Raw genomic sequence first — 23,086 nt, 5'->3', positions numbered from 1 at the left:
GCAAATTGCCGGAGCCGAAAATGAAAGACTGGCTGGACGAGATCAAGTGGGACAGTGACGGCCTGGTGCCGGCCATTGCCCAGGACTACAAGACCGGGCGCGTGCTGATGATGGCCTGGATGAACCGCGAGGCCCTGAGCCTGACCGCCGCCGAGAACCGCGCCATTTACTGGTCACGTTCCCGTGGCAAACTGTGGCGCAAGGGCGAAGAGTCCGGGCACGTGCAAACCCTGCATGAGATGCGCATCGACTGCGACGCCGATGTGGTCATCCTCAAGGTCGAACAGATCGGCGATATCGCCTGTCACACCGGCCGTCACAGCTGCTTCTACCGCGTGTTCGAAAACGGCGAGTGGAAGACCGTCGAGCCCGTGCTCAAAGACCCGCACGCCATTTACTCGGCAGGACACTGAACATGAGCGATACCCTCAACCGTGTGGCCCAGGTGCTGGAAGACCGCAAAGGCGCGGACGCCGACAGCTCCTATGTCGCCAGCCTGTACCACAAGGGTCTGAACAAGATTCTGGAAAAACTCGGCGAAGAATCCGTCGAGACGATTATTGCTGCCAAGGACGCGCAAATCAGCGGCGACTGCAGCGACGTGATCTACGAAACTGCCGACTTGTGGTTCCACAGTCTGGTCATGCTCGCCCAACTGGGGCAGCATCCACAGGCAGTGCTTGATGAACTGGACCGTCGCTTCGGCCTGTCCGGGCATGCCGAAAAGGCCTCGCGCCCGTCCGCCTGACCAACTATTACAGAGGAATTGCAGCATGGGCATTTTTGACTGGAAACACTGGATCGTCATTCTTGTGGTCGTTGTGCTGGTGTTCGGCACCAAGAAACTGAAAAACCTCGGCACCGACGTCGGTGAATCGATCAAGGGCTTTCGCAAGGCCATGAACGACGACGAGAAGCCTGCCGACCCTGCCGTCAACCCGGTGCCACCGGCGCAGCCTGTACACCCGCAGGCCACTCAGCCGATCACTGAACGTCGCACCTTCGACGTACAGGCCGAGCACGTCAAAGAGCAGAACCAAAAAGACTCGTGAGTACTGAATAATGTTTGGTATCAGCTTCTCTGAACTACTGCTCGTCGGCCTCGTGGCCCTGCTGGTACTGGGGCCGGAACGCCTGCCCGGTGCCGCGCGCACGGCCGGCCTGTGGATCGGGCGCCTGAAACGCAGTTTCAACGCCATCAAACAGGAAGTTGAACGGGAAATAGGCGCCGACGAAATTCGCCGGCAACTGCACAACGAACACATTCTGTCGTTGGAGCAGGAGGCACGGAAGATTCTCTCGCCTGTGCAGGAAACGCCCAAGCCGGTTGAACCTGTGGCCGAGCACTCGATTGCACCGCCTGCCACGCCCGCGCCTGCACCGGTCGCTGAACCCGTGCACCCCGCCGAGCCTGCGCCCGCCGCGCCCGTGACCCCGACCGAACCCGCGCCGACGCCTGCCGTGTCGCCCGCTCCCCACGACCCTACATTGCCGCCGCGAGCCCCATGAGCGCTGATAAACCGGAAACCGACCAGCACATGCCACTGGTCTCGCACCTCACCGAGTTGCGCACCCGCCTGCTGCGTTGTGTCGCGGCGATCTTCATCATCTTTGCCGGGCTGTTTGCCTTCACCCAGCAGATCTACACCTTCGTCTCCACGCCGCTGCGCAACTACTTGCCGGCCGGCGCGACGATGATCGCCACCGACGTGTCGTCACCCTTCCTCACGCCGTTGAAACTGACGATGATGGTCTCGCTGTTCCTGGCGATCCCGGTGATCCTGCACCAGATCTGGGGCTTTATCGCGCCGGGCCTGTACAAGCATGAGAAACGCATCGCCGTGCCGCTGCTGGTGTCGAGCATCCTGCTGTTCTACACCGGCATGGCCTTCGCCTACTTCCTGGTGTTCCCGCTGATCTTCAAATTCTTCGCCGCTGCCACCCCGGCCGGCGTGGAGATGATGACCGACATCACCAGCTACCTCGACTTCGTGATGACGCTGTTCTTCGCCTTTGGCGTAGCGTTCGAAATCCCGGTGGCCGTGGTGCTGCTGGTGTGGATCGGCGTGGTCGACGTCAAATACCTGAAGAAGATCCGCCCGTACGTGATCATCGGCTGCTTCGTGGTCGGCATGATCCTGACCCCGCCGGACATCTTCTCGCAGACGTTGCTGGCCGTGCCGATGTGGATGCTGTTCGAAATTGGCATCCTGTTTGGCAGCCTGGTGAGCAAGCGTGGTGATCACCCGGATGACCAGCCCGCCGACGACGACCAGCCGCCAGCGACCCAGCCGTGAACCTGCTGCTGCTTGAGGAGGCCGACTTTGTCGCGGCCGACCGGGTGGTGCTGCGTGACCGGCGCCTGGTGCATATGCAGGAAGTCCACCGTGCCGCGGTAGGCGACAGCCTGCGGGTCGGGCGTATTGGCGGCTTGATGGGCAACGCTCGGTTGCTGCGCCTGGAAGCTCGGGAAGCCGAGCTCGAAGTGACCTTCGACCAGCCTCCGCCGGCCAAACTGCCCCTGACCCTGCTGCTGGCCCTGCCCCGCCCGAAGATGCTGCGCCGGGTGCTGCAGACGGTGGCGTCCATGGGTGTGCCACGGGTGGTGCTGGTGAACAGCTATCGCGTGGAAAAGAGTTTCTGGCAGACGCCCTTCCTGGAGCCGGAAGCGATTCGCGAGCAGTTGATCCTCGGTCTGGAACAGTCCCGGGACACGGTGCTTCCCGAGATCGTGATCGAAAAGCGCTTCAAGCCGTTCGTCGAAGACCGCCTGCCTGCCCTGGCGCAAGGCACCCTCGGCCTGGTCGGCCACCCGGGTGACTACCCGCCCTGCCCTCGTGGCCTGGATGAGTCGGTCACGCTGGCCATCGGGCCGGAAGGCGGCTGGATTCCCTACGAGGTGGATCTGCTGGCCAAGGCCGGTTTGCAGCCGGTGCAACTCGGCGCGCGCATCCTGAGAGTCGAAACTGCCGTCACCGCGCTGCTCTCAAGACTCTTCTAAATCCCTCGCCACAAAAACACCCGTCCTACAGAAACATCCGAACCTGCCGATAGCTTCTGAATAAGTCCAAGCCTTGTTCCAGGGGAGTTCGCAGCATGTATCGTTGGTTAGCCGAGAAACTGGGGAATGTAAGCGTCAACCGCAAGCTGGGCATAGGCTTTGGCCTGGTATTGATACTGACCCTGCTGATCACCTTTACCGGCTGGACGGGCCTGAGTGGTGTGATCAGCCGCGGCGACAAGCTGGGCTATATTTCGAGCCTCAACGGGTTGTCCAAGGACTTGCGCCTGGCGCGCCTGGACTTCGAAATGCGGCGGGGCGAACAAGGTACGGGCGCCGTCAACGACCTGATCACACAACTGGACAGTGGCCTGAAAACCGCTGCAGAACTGATCGAGCAACCCGACGACAAGCTCGTCGTGGAACAACAACAGGACGCCCTGAACCAGTACAAGAAAGCCTTTGGCTCTATGGTGCAGGCCGGTCTCAAGCGTGAAGGCGCCCGCAGCAAACTGGGGGATACCGCCGACAACGCCGTGGCAAAAATCAACGAAGTGGAAAAATCCCTGCTGCAAGGCGACAGCGTCACCCTGTTCAACAGCGTGGTCGACTTGAGCAAGCTGATCCAGCAGGCGCGCTTCCAGGTGCGCGGCTACACCTACAGTGGCAAGGTCGAAGCCGAACAGCCGGCCCTGGACGCCATCGACAACGCCCTGAAAAAAATCACCGAGCTCAACGACACGTTGCCTGAGCAATACCGGGCCAACCTGCAAGAGGCCAGCGTTTCGCTGCAGGCCTACCGTGCCGCCGTCAGCCAGTACCGCGATTCCCAGGTGGCCAGCGCTGCCGCGACGAAAATCATGGCGGAGCAAGGCGATATCCTGCTCGACCGCAGCAACAAACTTACCACCTCGCAAACCGTGGTGCGTGACACCGACACCGCCCACGCCAAGAACCTGTTGCTGCTGGCCACGGCCCTGGCACTGGCCTTCGGCATCCTCGCCGCCTGGGCCATCACCCGGCAGATTGTCATCCCCCTGAACCAGACCCTCAAAGTCGCCGAGCGCGTGGCGTCCGGCGACCTGAGCCACAACCTGATATCCCAGCGCCAGGACGAACTGGGCCAGTTGCAGCGGTCCATGCAGAGCATGACCGTAGGCCTGCGGGAGCTGATCGGCGGTATCAGCGACGGCGTCACCCAAATCGCCAGCGCTGCAGAGCAACTGTCGGCCGTCACCGAGCAGACCAGCGCCGGGGTCAACAGCCAGAAGGTCGAGACCGACCAGGTGGCCACCGCCATGAACGAAATGGCCGCCACCGTGCAGGAAGTCGCCCGTAATGCCGAAGAAGCCTCCGAGGCCGCCGTAGCCGCCGACCAGCAGGCCCGTGAAGGCGACAAGGTGGTGGGTGAGGCCATCGCCCAGATCGAGCGCCTGGCCAGCGAGGTGGGCAACTCCACCGAGGCCATGGGCCACCTCAAGCGCGAGAGCGACAAGATTGGCAGTGTGCTGGACGTGATCAAGTCCGTGGCCCAGCAAACCAACCTGCTGGCCCTCAACGCAGCGATTGAAGCGGCGCGTGCCGGTGAAGCCGGGCGCGGTTTTGCGGTGGTCGCCGACGAAGTGCGCAGCCTGGCCCAGCGCACGCAAAAGTCCACCGAGGAAATCGAAGAGCTGATCGTCGGCCTGCAAAGCGGTACCCAGCAGGTGGCGACCATCATGGACAACAGCCGCAACCTCACCGACAGCAGCGTCGAGCTGACCCGTCGGGCCGGTAACGCCCTGGAGAACATCACCCGCACCGTTTCGACGATCCAGGCGATGAACCAGCAGATCGCCACCGCGGCCGAACAACAAAGCGCCGTGGCCGAAGAGATCAACCGCAGCGTGCTCAACGTGCGGGACGTTTCCGAACAAACCTCGGCGGCCAGCGAAGAGACCGCCGCTTCCAGCGCGGAACTGGCCCGGCTGGGGATTTACCTGCAAACCCTGGTGGGCCGCTTCAAGGTCTGACCCTGTCGCGGCGGCCATCAGGGCCGCCGCCATGACAACTTGTGAAATTTCCTACGCGCTTTTCAGGTCGTGAATGACACACCTGGCGCCGAATAAAAGTAGCGTTTCAATTCCCCTGGCCGTTATCAGCCGGACGCTTGAGACGCTCCTTTTGATTCGTTGGAGGTTCACCATGTTTCGTCCACTGACCCGTGCATTAGGCAACATCAGCGTCACCCTCAAACTCTTCCTGGGCTTCGGCCTGGTGCTGCTGCTCAGCCTGGCCATCGCCCTGACAGGCTGGCAGGCATTGAACGCCTCGCTGTTTCGCTCGCAGTCACTGACCGTGCTCTCGCAACTGGCGGTGGTAGGCGAAGAACTGCGGGCCGACCGCATCGTGTACCGCACCCTGAACGACCCGAACAGCCTGACCCGGATCGACCTGCACATAGAGAAAATCGACCGCTACCTGGCCGAGTTGGCGGCACGCCTGGTGCACCCGGCCAGCCTTCAACAAGTGCAAGACTCGAACCGCATAACCGCCAGCTTCAAAACCGCCCTGGGCGGCTTGGCCAACCTGATAGAGCAGCGCGAAAGCGCCCGTGAGCGGCTCAAGAAAAGCTCGGTCCAGGCCAGCGACACCCTCGCACAATTGGCCAGCGACCTGCCCAATCAGGACGATGAAAAGGCCCTGGACGCTGTAGAACAACTGCGCCAGGCCATGGAGAAAGCCGAGGACAGCGCCCAGACCGCCGCCTGGGCGGCCGCTTCACTGGAAGCCTATGGCCAGGCCGTCGCCGATGCATTGCACACCCTCGACAGCGCCCAGACCGCCGTGGCTACGCTGCCCGTGGACGGGACGGCCCTGAAAAGCGCCCTGCTCGACTACCGCAACCAGCTGACGCGCCTCAAGGACGCCCAGCTCACCACTGAAACCACCCAAAACCAACTGGAACAGTGGCTGGATCAGTTACTCAAGCAAAGCGACCAGTTGAGCCAATACCAGACCGAACAGCGTGATCGCGAAGCCGACCAGGCCCGCACCCTGCTGCTCAGTGTCACCGGCGCAGCGCTACTGCTGGGAGCCCTGGCGGCGTGGCTGATCGCCGGCCAAATCGTCACGCCGTTGCGTCAGGCGCTGGTCGTCGCAAACCGGATTGCCGAGGGCGACTTGAGCCACGACATCCAGGCCACCCGCGAGGATGAAGTGGGGCAGTTGCAGCGCAGCATCGGGCAGATGACCGTCAACCTGCGGGGCCTGATCGGTGGCATCGGCGACAGCGCCCGGCAGATCGCCAGCGCCGCCGAGCAACTGTCTGCCGTCACCGAACAGACCCGCGCCGGGGTCGACGGCCAGAAACAGGAAACCGAACAGGTCGCCACCGCCATGAACGAAATGCTCGCCACCTCCCAGGAAGTCGCACGGCATGCCGAGCAAGCCTCACTGGCCGCCACCGAGGCTGACCGGCAGGCGAGCCAGGGTGATCAGGTGGTGGCCGAAGCGATTGTTCACATCGAGCACCTGGACCAGGAAATGACGCGCTCGAGCCAGGCCATGCAAGGGCTGCAGCAGGAAAGCCGGAAGATCGGCAGCGTGCTGGAGGTGATCAAATCCGTATCGGAACAAACCAATCTGCTGGCCCTCAACGCAGCGATCGAGGCGGCCCGGGCCGGTGAGGCCGGCAGAGGTTTTGCCGTGGTCGCCGATGAAGTGCGCAGCCTGGCGCAACGCACCCAGCAATCGGCCGAGGAAATCGAGGAACTGATCAGTGGCTTGCACCGGGGCACGCAGCAGGTCGCAGACATCATGGACAACAGCCGCAGCCTCACCGACAACAGCGTGCAACTGACCCGCCGCGCGGGTGAGGCCTTGGCCGGCATCACTCGGACGGTGTCGGTTATCCAGGAGATGAACCCGCAGATTGCCGCCGCTGCCGAGGAACAAACGGCAGTAGCGGAGGAGATCAATCGCAGTGTGCTGAAGGTCAAGGATGTGTCGGAGCAAACCTCGGCCGCGAGTCAGGAAACTGCGGCGGCCAGCGTCGAACTGGCGCGCCTGGGCACGGATTTGCAGGTGTGGGTGGGCAAGTTCAAGGTCTGAAAAAACCCACGACCAACGCTAACCTGTGGCGAGGGAGCTTGCTCCCGTTGGAGTGCGCAGCGCTCCTATCTTTTTTTGGGGCCGCTACGCGGCCCAGCGGGAGCAAGCTCCCTCGCCACAAGAAGCGTTTTATAGAACCTGACGCAGAAAGGCTTGGGCCCGGGGATCCTTCGGCGCATCGAAGAATTGTGCCGGGGCGGCGTCTTCCAGCAGTTTGCCGTGATCGAAGAACAGCACCCGATCCGCCACTTCCCGGGCGAAGCCCATTTCATGGGTGACGCAGACCATGGTCATGCCTTCCAGGGCCAGGGTCTTCATTACATCGAGCACTTCGCCGACCATTTCCGGGTCAAGTGCCGAGGTGGGCTCGTCAAAGAGCATCACTTTGGGCTCCATCGCCAGCGCGCGGGCAATCGCCACGCGTTGCTGCTGGCCGCCGGAAAGCCGCGACGGAAATTCGTTGGCTTTCTGGGCGATGCCGACTTTTTCCAGGAGTGCCAGGGCCTTGGCCTCGCGCTCTTTCTTGCCGCGCTTGCGCACGACTTTCTGCGCCAGGCAGAGGTTTTCCAGCACGGTCATGTGGGGGAACAGGTTGAAATGCTGGAACACCATGCCGACTTCACGGCGGTAGGCGTTCACGTCGGTTTTCGGGTCTGCCAGTTGCAGGCCGTCGATGCTCACCGAGCCGGAATCAAATGCTTCCAGGCCGTTGAGGCAACGCAGGAACGTCGACTTGCCGGAACCGGACGGGCCGATCACCACCAGCACTTCGCCCTTGGCCACCTGGGTGGTCACGTTATCCACCGCGCGGACTACGTGGCCCCGGGTGTCGAAGACTTTTACCAGATCGCGGACTTCAATCACTTTGCGCGAGCCTCCGCTCAAGCCGGCTGGCGATTTTCGACAGCGGCAGGTTGATCAGCAGGTACAGGCCTGCGACGCAGAACAGGATTTCGAACGGCGAAAACGAGGTAGTGATGACTTCACGGCCGCTTTTCAGCAGTTCGGTAATGGCGATCACCGACACCAGGGAAGTGTCCTTGACCAGGCTGATAAATTGCCCGGCCAGCGGCGGCAACACCCGCTTGAAGGCCTGCGGCAACACCACATGGCGCATCGACTGGCCAGCACTGAGCCCCAGGGAGCGGGCTGCTTCATTTTGCCCACGGGCAATCGACTGCACGCCGGCGCGAATGATTTCCGCCACATAGGCGCCGGTGAACAGCGACAGTGCCGCGATCCCGGCGAATTCCCGGGACAGGTTGAGCACGGTGCCGATAAAGAAATAGAAAATGAAGATCTGCACCAATAGCGGCGTCCCGCGTACCAGTTCGACGTAGATCGTCGAAAGATCGCGCAGGGTCGGGTTATTCGACAGACGACACAACCCGGTCGCCAGGCCGATCAACAACCCGAGCACCCCGGACACCACCGACAACCACAACGTGGTCCACAAGCCCCACAACAACGGGCCAGCGGCCCAATGCCGGGTGACGCCGACCACGTCGCCCTCGGCCACGTCATCGCCCTGAGCCACTTGCAGGCTGTTCCCGGCGACGGTCAGGTGCTGTTCGTTGCCCTCGCCATTACGCAGGGTGACTTCAGCCACATCGCCCTTGCGCACCAACTCGCTGACGGTGGAAATGTCCGACGCCCGCTGGGACTCTTCAGCCTGGTAGACGAAGTACTGCGGCACACGGTTCCAGCGCCATTCGTAGGACATCAGCGAGGTGGCGTAATACAACGCGCCGGCCAGGCCGACCAGCACCAGCACCGTCAGCAGGTGCCAGGGCCATTGGGCTTTTTTCTGTTTCATTTCAGGTTCCGGGATGTGTATCGCCTGGCAAGCCCTATTCGCGAGCAAGCCCGCTCCCACATTAGATCGCGGTCAAAATGTGGGAGCGGGCTTGCTCGCGAAGGGCTCGACTCGGTATTAAGCCAACCTTATTCCATGTCCTTGAGCCACTCGGAGCTCTTGAACCACTTGTCATGGATGCGATCGTAGGTGCCGTCGTTGCGGATCTGGTGCAGGAAGTTGTTGATGAAGTTGATGCTGTCGTAGTCGCCCTTCTTCAGGCCGAACGCCAGGGGCTCAAAGGTGAACGGCTGGTCGAGGAATACCAGCTTGCCGTTGCCGACCTTGTTCACCGCCACCACGTTGTAAGGCGCGTCATACACAAAGGCGTCGGCCTTGCCGTTGACCACGTCGAGCACGGCTTCCTGCTCGTTGTCGTAGCCGTGGTACTTGGCCTTGGAGATCAGCTTCTTGGCCACCATCTCGCCGGTGGTGCCGAGCTTGGAGGTCAGGCGGTACTTCTCGTCGTTCAGGTCTTTGTAGGACTTGATGGTGCCTTCCAGTTCCTTGCGGATCAGCAGGGTCTGGCCGACCACGATGAACGGTTCGCTGAAGTTCAGGCGCAGGTTGCGTTCCTGGGTCAGGGTCATGCCGCTGCCGATCATGTCGAACTTGTTGGTCAGCAGGGCCGGGATGATGCCGTCGTAGCCGGTGGAGATCGGCTCGAACTTGACGCCCATGGACTTGGCCATGGCCTTGAGGATGTCGACTTCAAAGCCGATGATTTCACCGCGCTTGTTGGTCATCTGGAACGGCATGTAGGTCGGGTCCATGCCGACTTTCAGCGTGCCGCGCTTGACCGCATCATCGATGGCGCCGGCGTGGGCCGCATTGACAGCCACCAGTGCGGTGACGCCTAGCAGCAGCATCGAAAGATACTTTTTCATCATCAAGTCCCCTGAACTCATTTTCTTGTGAGGTCGGCGCGCAAAAGGGCTGCACCATTTCGGGGTGCGATCCTAACTCACTCCCCGCCCGGTACAAAGGTTTCACCGGGATTTGTTGCCAAGGTATGACAGAAAAGCCCCACAACCGTGCAGAGAAGGTCACGGCTAGACACCTCGACCCACAGGCCCGCCAATTGCTTGATGTGTAAGCAGTTATGACTATCAGTCCATCTCCCCCATCCAGTCCGAGTCCTTGAACCACTTGTCATGCAACCGATCGTAGGTGCCGTCCTGGGCCACTTGGTTGAGGAAATGATTGATCCAGTTGAGGCTGTCGTAATCGCCTTTTTTCAGCCCGAACGCCAGGGGCTCATAGGTAAAGGGTTGCTCCAGTGCCAACAACCCACTGTTCTGGGGTTTGGCGATTGCGATCAGGTTATACGGCGCATCGTGGATAAAAGCGTCGGCCTTGCCCTCCACCACCTGGCGCACGCCTTCTTCCGGCGTAGGAAAACTGCGCAGCCGGGCCACACCGAGAAACCTTTTCGCCGCAGCCTCGCCCGTGGTGCCCTCGGCAGCCACGATGCGGTAACCGGCTTCGTTCAAGTCTTCGATGCTGTGGACCTGGTTGGCCAACCGCGGATGCAGCAGCACGGTCTGGCCGACGATGATGAACGAGTCGCTGAAGTTGAGTGTCAGGTTGCGTTCCTGCGTGACCGTCATGCCGCTGCCGATCAGGTCGAACCGACTGGCCAGCAGGCCGGGGATCAGGTCGGTATAGGGCACCGAAACCAGCTCCAGCTTCACCCCCAGCGCCTTGCTCATCTCCCGCAACAGGTCAATTTCAAACCCGATGATGCGGCCCTTTTTGTCGGTCATCTCGAAGGGCACGTAGGTCGGATTGGTACCGACTTTCAGCACACCCCGCTGCACGGCTTCGTCTATGGCCCCGGCGTGTGCCAGGTAACCGCAGGAAAATGTGACGATGCCGAGCCACAGCATCGATAAATACCTTTTGATCATGAAACGCCCCTGTTCCGTTAAACACTCCCACACCCAGCCACGCACAAGTTCGCGTAAACCAGAGGCTTCGAGTCAGATTTCGGGGGCGATGCTAACCCACTCGCAGGCACGGCAATACGCCTCGAAGAAGGGTCTTTTGTTTCGAAATAACAAGGAGTTAGCGTAACGAAGCAGAAGGGAAAAACGACGTAGGACGGTTGCCGAACACGCCCCCGAGGCAATTCCTCGGGGGCGTCGGAATCAGGCTGGCTGAGCCTGGGACGACAGTGGTTTCAATGGCAGTAACGGCGCATGCGGATCGGCCTTGACCGATTCGCGCCAGGCATTGAGCCACTCGGCGTGGCCGTCGCTCCAGACCTGCTCGTGCAAGCGTGCCAGGGCGACCGGGTCGCTGAGCAAGGCCAGGCGTTCGGTGTTGTTCAGGCCGGCAGGACCGACTTTCAACGCATGGCGAACACGCTCGACACGCAGCCATTCAATCGGCTCCGCCTGCCCGTGACGGGAAGTCGCCAAGGCGCACGCGAGGGCGTTCTGCTGTGGATCGACCACCGACCGCACAAAACCGTCATTGAGCGCATGCCAACGGTTTTCGTGGGTGTACTTGTCGGTCGACAACAGCGCCTGGGGCGGGTTGTATTCCTCGGGGATCAAAAACAGGCTCTCGTCGCGGGACTTGAGGCCCAGCTTGACCCGGCTGGAAATCACCGACACCGGGATCGACAGCATCAGCGAACCGACGATTGGCACCAGCCACCACAGGAAGCTTGGGTTCAGCCACACCACCAGCAGTGCCCAGAAGAAACCGAGCAAGGTCTGCGGACCGTGGCGCTTGACCGCCTCGCTCCAGGGCGTGGAGTCATCGTCACGCTGTGGCGAGTTCCAGGTCGCGGCCCAGCCGAGGAACGCGGCCAGTACGAAACGGGTGTGGAAGATCATCCGCACCGGCGCCAGCAACATGGAGAACAGCATCTCCAGCAGCATCGACAAGGTCACCTTGAACTTGCCGCCGAACTCTTTCGCGCCCTTGGCCCAGATCAGGATGATGCTCAGCAGTTTAGGCAGGAACAGCAGCACGATGGTGGTGGAGAACAGCGCCACCGCCTTGTCCGGGTGCCATTGCGGCCACAGCGGGTACAACTGGCGTGGCGCCATGAAGTACTGCGGCTCCATCAGCGTGTTGACCGCCAGCAGGGCCGTCGACAGCACCAGGAAGAAGAACCACAACGGTGCCGACAGGTAAGACATCACGCCGGTCAGGAACACCGCACGGTGCACCGGGTGCATGCCTTTCACCAGGAACAGGCGGAAGTTCATCAGGTTGCCGTGGCACCAGCGACGGTCACGCTTGAGTTCGTCCAGCAGGTTCGGCGGCAGTTCTTCGTAGCTGCCCGGCAAGTCGTAGGCAATCCACACGCCCCAGCCGGCACGGCGCATCAGCGCCGCTTCAACGAAGTCGTGGGAGAGGATCGCACCGGCAAACGCGCCTTTACCCGGCAACGGCGCCAGGGCGCAGTGCTCGATGAATGGCTTCATGCGGATGATCGCGTTGTGGCCCCAGTAGTGGGATTCACCCAGCTGCCAGAAGTGCAGGCCGGCGGTAAACAGCGGGCCGTACACGCGGGTGGCGAACTGCTGCATGCGCGCATACAGGGTGTCCATGCCCGACGCACGCGGCGCGGTCTGGATAATCCCGGCATCCGGCGTGGCTTCCATCAGGCGTACCAGGCTGGTCAGGCATTCGCCGCTCATCACGCTGTCGGCGTCGAGGACCACCATGTACTTGTAGTCACCGCCCCAGCGACGGCAGAAGTCGTCGAGGTTGCCGCTCTTGCGTTTGACGCGACGGCGACGACGGCGATAGAAAATCTTGCCGAAGCCACCGGCTTCGCGGCACACGTCGAGCCAGGCTTGCTGCTCGGCGATGCAGATGTCGGCCTCGTTACTGTCGCTGAGGACGAAGAAGTCAAAACGGTCCAGGTCACCGGTGGCGGCAACCGATTCGAACGTTGCGCGCAGGCCGGCAAATACCCGGGGCACGTCTTCGTTGCAGATCGGCATTACCAGCGCGGTGCGGGCGTCTTTCGGAATCGGCTCGTCACCGGCACTTTTACCGGAGATACGGTATTTATCGTGACCGGTCAGCAGTTCCAGGAAGCCCATCAGCGCGGTCCAGAAACCGGCCGAGACCCAGCAGAACAGAATCCCGAACAGCACCAGGATGCTGGTTTGCAGGGCGTAAGGCAGTACCTGGGTAGCGGTTTGCAGCAGGGTCTGGTTGCGGATTTCGTCAAAGTCGACGAAGGACCAGCCCTGGTACGGCATGATGCCTTTCATGTACCAGCCGGCGACGATCGTCTGGCCGAGCATCAGCACCAGCAGGATATAGCGACGGATCGAACCGACGGTGCGCCAGCGCGCAGCCGGCAACACGCGTTCATCCTTCGGCGGTGCCGGAGGGTTGGTACGACCGGTCAGGCGACGCCAGCCACGCACCAGGATATTGGTGCGCCATGGCTCAGGCACGACCTTGGTCCGACGGATCGGCGGCGTGGCCTTGAGGCAAACCCGGCCGCTGGCGTCGAGCGCCAGCATTTCGGCGTCTTGCAGCTCTTCGGCGGTGTTGAGGGTCAGCCGGGCGCCCACCGACGCCTGGGCGTCGGCAGGTGCGTCGAACGTGGACGATGACAGGCGCTTGTGCAATTCACTGAAGGAATCGCAGCCCGCCAGTTCGGCGCGCTGCTCATCGGTCATCGGTAGATGCGCCAGATACTCGGCAAGAGTCTCTGGCTGGACTTGAGAATTACTCATCGGCAGGCAACTGATAGCTCCAGGTTTCGGTCAGGACTTGCTCTGTCTTGGCCTGATCCTGGGTAGGGAGTGGTGTGGCTGGGGCCGCAGCTTCCGGCTGCTTGGCGTCCTTGTCCTTGGCGTCTTTCTTCGCCGCCTTCTCGTGTTGCTTAGCCAGGACCTTATCGGCTTTCAGCACTTGGGTCGAAACCTTCTCCGGTTCAGGCGTCACGATATCCTGGACCAGGGCGGCACGCATTTCGGTCGGCTTGCCTGCGTCCTTGATCTTCATGCGCAGGGTCAGGCGCCAGCCTTGGGTGTGCGGGTTGTAGCGCACGCTGTTTTCAACGATTTCAGCGTTGTCGCCCACGCTGACCTGGCTGCGAACCGGTGCGTCAGCTAGCAGTTTCTTCAGGGACGGGCCCTCGAAGTCCACCAGGTAAGCCACGCTGCCGTCTGGCTGACGGATCAGGTTGGACTGCTTGACGTCGCCGGTGGAGCGCAGGGTCTGCTTGACCCAGGCGCTTTCAGGCGAGTGGAACTCGGCGTCTTTCAGTGTCCAGTGCAGGCGATAGGCAACGTCCAGCGGCTTGCCGGGCTCCGGCAGTTTTTCCGGGCTCCAGAAGGCAACGATGTTGTCATTGGTCTCATCGGCGGTCGGAATCTCTACCAGGTCGACGGAGCCCTTGCCCCAGTCGCCATCAGGCTCGATCCAGGCGCTTGGGCGCTTGTCGTAGTTGTCGTCGAGGTCTTCGTAGTGGCTGAAGTTGCGACCGCGTTGCAGCAGACCAAAACCACGCGGGTTTTCCACGGTGAAGTTGCTGACCGACAGGTGTTTCGGGTTGTTCAGTGGGCGCCAGATCCACTCGCCGTTGCCGGCATGGATCGACAGACCGCTGGAATCGTGCAGCTCGCGACGGTAGTTGAGGACCTTGGACGGCTGGTTGGCGCCGAACAGGAACATGCTGGTCAGCGGGGCGATGCCCAGCTTGGTGACCTTGTCACGCAGGTACATCTGGGATTTGACGTCGACGATGGTGTCGGTCCCAGGGCGCAGGATCAGGCGATAAGCGCCCGTCGCCCGTGGCGAATCCAGCAGGGCGTAGATCACCAGCTGTTTCTCGCCCGGCTTTGGACGCTCGATCCAGAACTCGGTGAAACGCGGGAATTCTTCGCCGGACGGCAACGCAGTATCGATCGCCATACCGCGGGCAGACAGGCCGTAGACCTGGTCTTTACCCACGACGCGGAAATAGCTCGCGCCGAGCATGGTCATGATTTCGTCTTGCTTGTCGCCCTTGTTGATCGGGTACAGCACACGGAAACCGGCATAACCCAGCTGTTCGGTGGCTTTAGGATCAAACTTGACGTCGCCGAAATCGAAACGAGCCGGGTCGTACTTGATTTCCTGGACGCTGTCGGCGGTGACTTCGTTGATTTTCACCGGTGTATCGAAGTGCATACCCTGGTGATAGAAGGACAGCTTGAACGGGGTGTTCTGATCGGCCCACTCGGCTTTTTCGTTGCGGAAACGAATTTTCTGGTAATCAGCGAATTTCATTTCGCGGAATTCGTTCGGCAAATTGCTGCGCGGAGCTTCGTATTTCTGCCCGGCCAGCTCTTTTGCCTTGGCCGACACATCATCCAGACTGAATGCCCACAGTTGACCCGCGCCGAACAGGCAAAACAGGGCAGAGCCCGTTACCAGTGCGTTTCGTAACCGTTTGGCAGACAATTTTGGTGCATTACAGGGACTAACAATCACGAGCAACCCTCGCCGAAAACAGATCAAAAAACCAACGGCCAGCTATCTATATGCCAGGTTGGCGAGCATTGTTCCGACTCCCATGGGGCTAAATGATTCCCCAATAGCTATCGGACAAGTCTCTACCTAAGTCAAAAATGGACCAATTAACGCTGATCCCCGTAGCGCGCGATTATCTAGTAGCCCGCGAGACAACGCATCAGGGTCAGCGAAGTATTTGTAGCGAAAACCCGGTTTTTTGGGCATCACAAGTCGTTTTCAGTACATTCACGTCTGTAACAGGAAGGTGACCGGCCCGTCATTGACCAAATGCACCTGCATATCCGCGCCAAAACGCCCTGCCGCTACCGTGCCATGCAATTGTTGCGCTTGTAACAGCAGGTAGTCGAAAAGTGCCTCGCCCAACGCCGGCGGTGCCGCTGTGGAGAAGCTGGGACGCAAGCCGCTCTTGGTATCTGCCGCCAGGGTGAACTGCGACACCAGCAGCAAACCGCCGCCAATGTCTTTCAAGGACAGGTTCATCTTGCCCTCGTCGTCGCTGAACACCCGATAGTTAAGCAGCTTATGCAGCAGCTTGTCGGCGCAGGCTGGGGTATCTGACGGCTCGACGGCCACCAGCACCAGCAAACCCTGGTCTATCGCACCGACCACCTGCCCTTCTACCTCGACCCGGGCGCCGCGCACCCGTTGCAAAAGCCCCTTCATGCTTCTTCAGGCGGTAAATCAAGCAGGCGCCGTGCCATTTCACTCGCCGCACGCACCAGCGCATCGGTGATTCCGGGCTCGGAAGCCGCATGGCCGGCCTCGCGAATGATCTGCAGCTCACTGTTGGGCCACGCCTGATGCAGCTCCCAGGCGTTGTCCAGCGGGCAGATCATATCGTAGCGGCCATGCACGATTACGCCAGGCAGATGGGCGATCTTGTGCATGTCGCGAATCAGCTGGTTGGGCTCAAGGAACGAGTTGTTGGTGAAGTAGTGGCATTCGATACGGGCGATCGACAACGCGCGCTGAGGTTCGGAGAAGCGCTCGATCAACTGCGGGTTCGGGCACAGGCCCAGCATGCGGCCTTCCCACGTGGACCAGGCCTTGGCGGCGTGCATCTGGGCGATCTGGTCATTGCCGGTCAGGCGCTTGTGGTAGGCGCTGAGCAGGTCGTGGCGCTCCTCCGCAGGGATCGGCGCAAGGTAATCCTGCCAGTAATCCGGGAACAGGCGGCTGGCGCCCGCCTGGTAGAACCATTGGATGTCCTGGGGACGGGCCAGGAAGATGCCCCGCACGATCAGGCCATGTACCCGTTCCGGGTGGGTTTGCGCGTAGGCCAGGGCCAGGGTCGAACCCCAGGAACCGCCGAACAGCACCCACTTTTCGATGCCCAGGTGCTCGCGAATCCGCTCAAGGTCGGCCACCAGGTCCCAGGTGGTGTTGTTTTCCAGGCTGGCCCGTGGGGTGGAGCGCCCGCAGCCGCGCTGATCAAAAGTAACAATTCGGTACAGATTCGGATCGAAATAGCAGCGGCTATTGGCGTCACACCCGGCGCCAGGGCCGCCGTGGATGAATACGACGGGCAAGCCTTCCGGGGAACCACTTTCGTCGACGTACAGTACGTGGGTGTCATCGACGGCCAGATCGTGCCGGGCGTAGGGTTTGATCTGCGGGTACAAAGTCTGCATTGCGCGCTCCGTAAGGGGTCGAGTTCATCCCTGGGGGGACGTCTATTATTTTGCCGTCTGGCATCATAAACCCGAATTGTGCAATGAGCATGTCCTGACGGACTTAGACCTGTGTCAGCAGAACTCCACGCAGGTAATCCAGCAGATAAGCGTACAGCCGGTCGACCTCCGGCACCTGGCCCCGGGCCCGCAGGCAGCCGTGAACCAGGCCTTTGCCGGGATACAGCAGGGCCGCCACGCCGGCGGCTTGCAGCCGCTCGGCGTAGAGCATGCCGTCGTCCCGCAGCGGGTCGAACTGGGCGACGGCGATCAAAGCCTGCGGCAACCCGCTGAAATCCGCAGCCAGCAGTGGCATGGCGTAGGGCGACGGTTTGCCCGGCCCCCGCAGGTAGAGCGCCAGGTAGCACTCGGTGTCGGCAGCGCTGAGCAGCGGCGCGTCGACGCAGTCGCGGCGGGACGGCAAGTCGGCGGGGCCGCCCAGGCCCGGGTAGATCAGGATTTGTGCCAGGGGCTGCGGCTGGTGGTCGTCCCGCAGTCCCAGGCACACGGCGGCAGCGAGGTTACCGCCGGCGCTGTCACCGGCCACCACCAGACGTTGAAGGTTGATGTGACAAGGCGCTTCACCCGCCTGGATCGCCCGCCAGACCGCACGGCAATCGTCGAAAGCCGCCGGAAACGGGTGTTCGGGGGCTAGCCGGTAATCGATGGCGATCACCAGCACCTGCAGAGCGTCGGCCAGCTCACAGCAGATAAAGTCGTGGGAATCCAGGCCACCCACCACCCAGCCGCCACCGTGCATATAAAGGATGCATGGCCAGCCGCCATCAGGTGTCGGCGTCACCGGTTGATAACTGCGTACGCCCACGCCGCCCAGGGAAACGTCCGACACCTGCAACCCTCCCGGCCGCGCCGGGGTGAACGCCTGGCACATGCGCTCGTAACCCCGGCGCAACCCAGCCAGCGAGGTGTCGTCGCTGGTGAAAGATTCGGATTTTTCGACAAAGGCGCACATCGGCGCGGAAATCGGGTAGTGGGACATGAAGGTGATCGTCCTGATATGAAGACTCAAAGCACACCACAAGACAAATGTGGGAGCTGGCTTGCCTGCGATAGCGGTGTTTCAACCAACGCCATCGTCGACTGATACACCGCTATCGCGGGCAAGCCCGGCTCCCACATTGGCTCTCTGTTGTTTGATCTATCGTGTTCGCATCAAGGTTTGAGGCTGGCCTGCACCGCCGCCACGCCGTCCTTGCCATCCAGGGTTGTCACACCCGCCAGCCAGCGCTGCAAGTCCTCGGGATTGTCACGCAGCCATTGTTTGGCAACATCCTGCGGCGTCTTGCGGTCCATGATCGGCACCATCAACTGGCTTTCCTGGGCGGCGGTGTAGGTCAGGTTCTCCAGCAGCCGGGTCACGTTGGGGCAACGTTCGGCATAATCCGGCGCCGTCACCGTGGAGACTGTGGCCATGCCCTCGTTGGCACCGAACACATCTTCGCTGCCAGTCAGGTAAGCCATTTTCATGTTGATGTTCATCGGGTGCGGCGTCCAGCCGACAAACACCACGAACTCCTTGCGGTTCACCGCCCGCTGCACTGCGGCCAGCATGCCCGCTTCACCGGACGCCACCAGCTTGAAGCCGCCCAAGCCAAAGCGGTTGCTGTCGATCATTTTCTGGATGTCGGTATTGGCACCACTGCCCGGCTCGATGCCGTAGATCTTGCCGCCCAGCTTGTCCTTGAAGCGGGCAATGTCGGCAAAGGTTTTCAGGCCCGCATCGGCGACGTACTGCGGCACTGCCAGGGTAGCCTGGGCGTCGGACAGGCTTGGCTTGTCGAACACCTTGACTTGCTTGGCAGCGAGAAACGGCGCGATGTTGTTGTCCATTGCCGGCTTCCAGTAGCCCAGGAAGATATCCAGGCGTTTGTCGCGGATACCGGCAAAGATGATTTGCTGCACGGCGCTGGTTTGCTTGCTGTCATAGCCCAGGCCGTTGAGCAGCACATCGGCCATGCCACTGGTGGCGATCACGTCGGTCCAGCTGACCACGCCCATGCGTACGACCTTGCACGAGGCCGGGTCGGCGGCCATCGCGTTGGCGCTCAGAAGGGCGGCGCCGGTGAGAATCAACAGACAACGGTTGAACAGTCTTTTCATCTATGCGGTCTCACTCGGCAGTTTTTATTGTGGGGATGGCGTCTGACGCGCCGTGCCCAACACCTTACCCAGCGAGACCTCGATCAAAGCGACCTGTGGCGACTGTGAGTTGCACTCAGGCGACTTGAGAGGTGTGTGGCTGTTGAGGGCCTCATCGCAGGCAAGCCAGCTCCCACATTTGAATATGTTTGCCATTCAAAAGGTGGGAGCCGGGCTTGCCCGCGATGGCTATCTCAACTGCGCAACCGATCACCGATAGTGCTTTTGCCCCCAGGCCAGGAACCCTTCCAGCAATTCCTTCAACACCACCCGCGTCGGCTCGGCCAGGTCGGCGCGATAACGGAAGGGCTCAAACTCTTCCATGTAGGTGCACTGCCCCAACTCCAGTTGCACCGCGTGGATGTTCTCGGCCGGGTTGCCGTAGTGCCGGGTGATGTGCCCGCCCTTGAAACGCCCGTTGAGCACATGGCTGTACTGCGGATGCCCGGCGCAGATGGCTTCCAACTGGCTGGCCAGTTGCGGGTCGCAGGCGGCGCCATTGAAGGTACCGAGGTTGAAGTCCGGCAGCTTGCCTTCGAACAGGTGCGGGATCACCGAGCGGATCGAGTGCGCATCAAACAACAGCGCATAGCCGAACTCGGCCTTGAGCCGGGCCAGCTCGTTTTGCAGGGTGCGGTGATACGGCGTCCACACCTGCTCCAGGTACGTGGCGCGTTCAGCCTTGGACGGTTCCAGGCCTTCGCGGAACAGCGGCACACCGTCGAACAGCGTCGCCGGGTACAGGCCGGTGGTGGCGCCGACGTACAGCGGCTTGTCGTCTGATGGCCGGTTCAGGTCGATGACGAAGCGCGAATACTCGGCGGCCAGGGTGCTGGCGCCCAGCGCTTCGGCGAAGTCATACAGCATGGGGATGTGCCAGTCGGTGTCCGGCAGGCTTTGCGCCTCGGGGATCAGCCCGGCTTGCACCGCCGGCGTCAGGCGCAGGCCCGCATGGGGCATGCTGATCAGCAGCGGTACGCGGCCTTGTTTGAAATTCAGAACCTTATCCACAGCGCTACTCCTCAAACGGTGACATCGGCGCCATGGCGCACGACGCGTTTATCCAGCTCGCCGCCCAGCCAGTAGGCCAGGTCGGCAGGGCGATCGATCTGCCAGGCCACAAAGTCCGCGACCTTGCCCACTTCCAGCGAGCCGTGGCTGTCACCCAGGCCCAGGGCGGTGGCCGCGTGCTGCGTGGCGCCGGCCAGGGCTTCTTCCGGGGTCATGCGGAACAGGGTGCAGGCCATGTTCAGCATCAGGCGCACCGACAACGCCGGCGAGGTGCCCGGGTTGAGGTCGCTGGCAATGGCGATCTTCACGCCGTGCTTGCGCAGGGCGTCCATCGGCGGCAACTGGGTTTCCCGCAGGAAGTAGAACGCCCCCGGCAGCAACACCGCAACGGTGCCGGAAGCGGCCATGGCGATGGCGTCTTCCTCGGTCATGAATTCCAGGTGGTCCGCCGACAGCGCCTGGTAACGCGCCGCCAGGCTGGAGCCATGCAGGGACGACAATTGTTCGGCATGCAGCTTTACCGGCAAACCGAGTTTTTGGGCGGCGATGAACACACGCTCCACCTGCTCCGGCGAAAACGCCAGGTATTCACAGAAGGCGTCGACCGCATCCACCAGGCCTTCCGCCGCCAGTGCCGGCAGCATCTCGGCGCAGATGTGGTCGATGTAGGCGTCGGCGCGGTCCACGTACTCCGGCGGCAACGCATGGGCCGCCAGGCAGGTGCTGCGCACACTGACGGGCAGATCGGCGCCGAGGCGGCGGATCACCCGCAGAATCTTGCGCTCGCTGGCCAGGTCCAGGCCGTAGCCGGACTTGATCTCGACGGTGGTCACGCCGTCGCGCAGCAAACTGCGCAGCCGTTTGTGGCCGCTGGCAAACAGCTCATCTTCGGACGCCGCGCGTGTGGCGCGCACGGTGCTGGCAATACCGCCACCGGCGGCTGCGATCTCGGCGTAGCTCACGCCTTGCAACCGCTGCTCGAACTCACCGCTGCGATTGCCACCGAACACCGTGTGGGTGTGGCAGTCGATCAGCCCGGGCGTGACCCACGCCCCCTGCAGGTCGTGGGTGGTCGCGTAGTCCGCCTTCGGCAGATCGACGCGCGGGCCGATCCACTCGATGAGCGTGCCCGAGGTAACGATGGCGGCATCCTCGATGATCGAGTAGTTGCCCTGGGCCATGGTTGCAACGTGGCAGTGTTGCCAAAGCGTTTTCATCAACGCCTCCGTTAGGTTATCGATGAGACAAAGCCGGGTCGTAGTGGACCTTGGCCGTTTGCCCGGCGGCGGGCTTGACCCACAGCAGATAGGCAACGATCAGCAGGACGATCCATACGGCGCCGACCATAAGGGCAGCCTGGGTGTCCGGGAAGTAACCCAGCACGCCGAAGATAAACAGCATGAACACGATGGCGGCCGCTGGCGCATAGGGCCAGAACGGCACCGGGAATTTCAGCTCGGCAATCTGCTCCCTGGTCATCGCGCGACGCATCGCGACCTGAGTCACCAGGATCATCAGCCACACCCACACCGTGGCGAAGGTCGCGATCGAGGCGATCACCAGGAACACGTTTTCCGGGATCAGGTAGTTGAGCACCACGCCGCCCAGCAACGCGGCGCCCATCACCACCACAGTCATCCATGGCACGCCCTGTTTCGACAGCTGGGCAAAGCCCTTGGGCGCCTGACCTTGCTGGGCCAGGCCGTACATCATGCGGCCGGCGCCGAAGATGTCGCTGTTGATGGCCGAGACGGCAGCGGAGATCACCACGATGTTGAGGATGGTCGCCGCCGAGCCTATCCCCAGGTTGCTGAAGATCTGCACGAACGGGCTGCCCTGGCTGCCGATCTGCGGCCACGGGTAGATCGCCATCAGCACAAACAACGTCAGCACGTAGAACAGCAGGATACGCAGCGGCACCGCGTTGATCGCCTTGGGGATCACGCGCTGCGGGTCCTTGGCTTCGCCCGCGGTGATACCGATGATTTCGATGCCACCAAAGGCGAACATCACCACCGCGAAGGACGCAATCAGGCCGCCCACGCCGTTAGGCAGGAAACCGCCGTGGGCCCACAGGTTGCTGAGGCCGGTGGCCGGTGCTTCGCCCGCCGAGTGAATGCCGAACAGCATGATGCCGAAGCCACCGAGGATCATCGCGACGATGGCACCGACCTTGAGCAGCGACAGCCAGAACTCCATTTCGCCAAAGACTTTGACGTTGCACAGGTTCAAGCCGCCGATCAGCAACACGATGCCCAGCACCCAGACCCAGCGCGCGACTTCGGGAAACCAGAAGCCCATGTAAATGCCAAAGGCAGTGACGTCGGCGAGGCAGACGATGATCATTTCAAAGGCGTAGGTCCAGCCGAGGATAAAGCCGGCCATCGGGCCCAGGTAGGTGCTGGCGTACTGGCCGAAGGAGCCGGACACCGGGTTGTGCACAGCCATCTCGCCCAGGGCGCGCATCACCATGAACACGGCGGCGCCGCCGATCAGGTAGGCCAGGAGTACGGCAGGACCGGCCATCTGGATCGCGGAGGCAGAGCCGTAAAAGAGCCCGGTGCCGATCGCGGAACCGAGCGCCATGAAGCGAATATGTCGGGCGGAGAGCCCGCGTTTCAAACCTTTTTCCGGGTGCATTTCTCGTCCTTAATTATTTTTATCCTGAGAAAATTCGAATCTGTAGAAGATCAAATGTGGGAGCTGTCGAGCCCCAGCGAGGCTGCGATAGCGGTGGGTCAGGCTACGAAAATGTTGTCTGTTCCGACGCCATCGCAGCCTCGCCGGGGCTCG

General features: G+C 61.8%; 20 protein-coding genes and 1 pseudogene. 8 read left to right on the top strand and 13 right to left on the bottom strand.

Going from position 1 to position 23,086, the window contains the following annotated elements; translation table 11 throughout:
* The first annotated feature begins 20 nt into the window (after window positions 1–20).
* The 8 genes from hisI to P3C29_RS15750 all read left to right on the top strand — a co-directional run bounded on the left by hisI (window position 21) and on the right by P3C29_RS15750 (window position 7,093).
* Entirely contained in the window at window positions 21–413 is a 393-nt protein-coding gene (hisI, locus tag P3C29_RS15785) for a phosphoribosyl-AMP cyclohydrolase (protein WP_010169173.1), read from the top strand.
* A 2-nt stretch (window positions 414–415) separates the two neighbouring features.
* Window positions 416–748 carry a phosphoribosyl-ATP diphosphatase gene (locus tag P3C29_RS15780; protein ID WP_003209299.1) on the top strand — a complete coding sequence of 111 codons (333 nt, stop codon included), beginning with the start codon at window positions 416–418 and terminating at the stop codon, window positions 746–748.
* A 25-nt stretch (window positions 749–773) separates the two neighbouring features.
* Window positions 774–1,052 (top strand): twin-arginine translocase TatA/TatE family subunit, encoded by a 279-nt coding sequence (locus P3C29_RS15775; protein ID WP_003209298.1) that lies wholly within the window; start codon window positions 774–776, stop codon window positions 1,050–1,052.
* 10 nt (window positions 1,053–1,062) lie between these two features.
* Window positions 1,063–1,509 (top strand): Sec-independent protein translocase protein TatB, encoded by a 447-nt coding sequence (gene tatB, locus P3C29_RS15770; protein WP_201125954.1) that lies wholly within the window; start codon window positions 1,063–1,065, stop codon window positions 1,507–1,509.
* Window positions 1,506–2,297, top strand: coding sequence for a twin-arginine translocase subunit TatC (gene tatC / locus P3C29_RS15765; RefSeq protein ID WP_003209295.1), 792 nt, complete (start codon window positions 1,506–1,508; stop codon window positions 2,295–2,297). The genes tatB and tatC overlap by 4 nt, the downstream gene beginning before the upstream one ends.
* The gene (locus P3C29_RS15760; protein ID WP_275964883.1) at window positions 2,294–3,001 is read left to right on the top strand and encodes a 16S rRNA (uracil(1498)-N(3))-methyltransferase; all 708 of its coding nucleotides are present in this window, start codon (window positions 2,294–2,296) and stop codon (window positions 2,999–3,001) included. Before tatC ends, P3C29_RS15760 begins: the two co-directional genes overlap by 4 nt.
* A 95-nt stretch (window positions 3,002–3,096) precedes the next feature.
* Entirely contained in the window at window positions 3,097–5,013 is a 1,917-nt protein-coding gene (locus P3C29_RS15755) for a methyl-accepting chemotaxis protein (RefSeq protein WP_201125952.1), read from the top strand.
* A 172-nt stretch (window positions 5,014–5,185) separates the two neighbouring features.
* A complete protein-coding gene (locus P3C29_RS15750; protein ID WP_275964882.1) occupies window positions 5,186–7,093 on the top strand; it encodes a methyl-accepting chemotaxis protein in 1,908 nt (635 codons plus the stop codon).
* A 129-nt stretch (window positions 7,094–7,222) separates the two neighbouring features.
* Here P3C29_RS15750 and P3C29_RS15745 read toward each other — a convergent pair whose 3' ends face one another.
* From P3C29_RS15745 to P3C29_RS15685, 13 genes and pseudogenes are all read right to left on the bottom strand, one after another.
* Complete coding sequence (locus P3C29_RS15745) at window positions 7,223–7,957, bottom strand: amino acid ABC transporter ATP-binding protein (protein WP_010169160.1); 735 nt, start codon at window positions 7,955–7,957, stop codon at window positions 7,223–7,225.
* Complete coding sequence (locus P3C29_RS15740) at window positions 7,950–8,909, bottom strand: amino acid ABC transporter permease (protein ID WP_201125950.1); 960 nt, start codon at window positions 8,907–8,909, stop codon at window positions 7,950–7,952. The genes P3C29_RS15745 and P3C29_RS15740 overlap by 8 nt, the downstream gene beginning before the upstream one ends.
* 128 nt (window positions 8,910–9,037) lie before the next feature.
* Window positions 9,038–9,835, bottom strand: a complete 798-nt coding sequence (locus P3C29_RS15735; protein WP_010169158.1) for a transporter substrate-binding domain-containing protein — start codon at window positions 9,833–9,835, stop codon at window positions 9,038–9,040.
* A 222-nt stretch (window positions 9,836–10,057) separates the two neighbouring features.
* Window positions 10,058–10,858, bottom strand: a complete 801-nt coding sequence (locus P3C29_RS15730; RefSeq protein WP_201125949.1) for a transporter substrate-binding domain-containing protein — start codon at window positions 10,856–10,858, stop codon at window positions 10,058–10,060.
* Between the two features lie 235 nt (window positions 10,859–11,093).
* Window positions 11,094–13,666: pseudogene (gene mdoH / locus P3C29_RS15725) on the bottom strand (glucans biosynthesis glucosyltransferase MdoH); the annotation flags it as partial.
* Window positions 13,659–15,410, bottom strand: a complete 1,752-nt coding sequence (locus P3C29_RS15720) for a glucan biosynthesis protein G (RefSeq protein ID WP_275964881.1) — start codon at window positions 15,408–15,410, stop codon at window positions 13,659–13,661. The pseudogene mdoH and the gene P3C29_RS15720, both read right to left, overlap by 8 nt.
* Window positions 15,411–15,677: 267 nt before the next feature.
* The gene (dtd, locus tag P3C29_RS15715; protein WP_169386573.1) at window positions 15,678–16,115 is read right to left on the bottom strand and encodes a D-aminoacyl-tRNA deacylase; all 438 of its coding nucleotides are present in this window, start codon (window positions 16,113–16,115) and stop codon (window positions 15,678–15,680) included.
* Window positions 16,112–17,083: a prolyl aminopeptidase gene (gene pip / locus P3C29_RS15710; RefSeq protein WP_275964880.1), complete on the bottom strand. Its 972-nt coding sequence runs from the start codon at window positions 17,081–17,083 to the stop codon at window positions 16,112–16,114. Before pip ends, dtd begins: the two co-directional genes overlap by 4 nt.
* Before the next feature lie 103 nt (window positions 17,084–17,186).
* A complete protein-coding gene (locus tag P3C29_RS15705; protein ID WP_275964879.1) occupies window positions 17,187–18,122 on the bottom strand; it encodes an alpha/beta hydrolase in 936 nt (311 codons plus the stop codon).
* Between the two features lie 173 nt (window positions 18,123–18,295).
* The gene (locus tag P3C29_RS15700; RefSeq protein ID WP_169386574.1) at window positions 18,296–19,243 is read right to left on the bottom strand and encodes a choline ABC transporter substrate-binding protein; all 948 of its coding nucleotides are present in this window, start codon (window positions 19,241–19,243) and stop codon (window positions 18,296–18,298) included.
* Window positions 19,244–19,492: 249 nt separating this feature from the next.
* Entirely contained in the window at window positions 19,493–20,293 is an 801-nt protein-coding gene (hutG, locus tag P3C29_RS15695) for an N-formylglutamate deformylase (protein WP_275964878.1), read from the bottom strand.
* Between the two features lie 11 nt (window positions 20,294–20,304).
* Entirely contained in the window at window positions 20,305–21,510 is a 1,206-nt protein-coding gene (gene hutI, locus P3C29_RS15690) for an imidazolonepropionase (RefSeq protein ID WP_275964877.1), read from the bottom strand.
* Between the two features lie 16 nt (window positions 21,511–21,526).
* Window positions 21,527–22,933, bottom strand: coding sequence for an amino acid permease (locus P3C29_RS15685; RefSeq protein WP_275964876.1), 1,407 nt, complete (start codon window positions 22,931–22,933; stop codon window positions 21,527–21,529).
* Window positions 22,934–23,086 lie beyond the last annotated feature (153 nt).

Source organism: Pseudomonas sp. 1912-s (assembly GCF_029269205.1).
Lineage (GTDB): Bacteria > Pseudomonadota > Gammaproteobacteria > Pseudomonadales > Pseudomonadaceae > Aquipseudomonas.
This window is presented reverse-complemented; position numbering and strand designations above follow the sequence as displayed.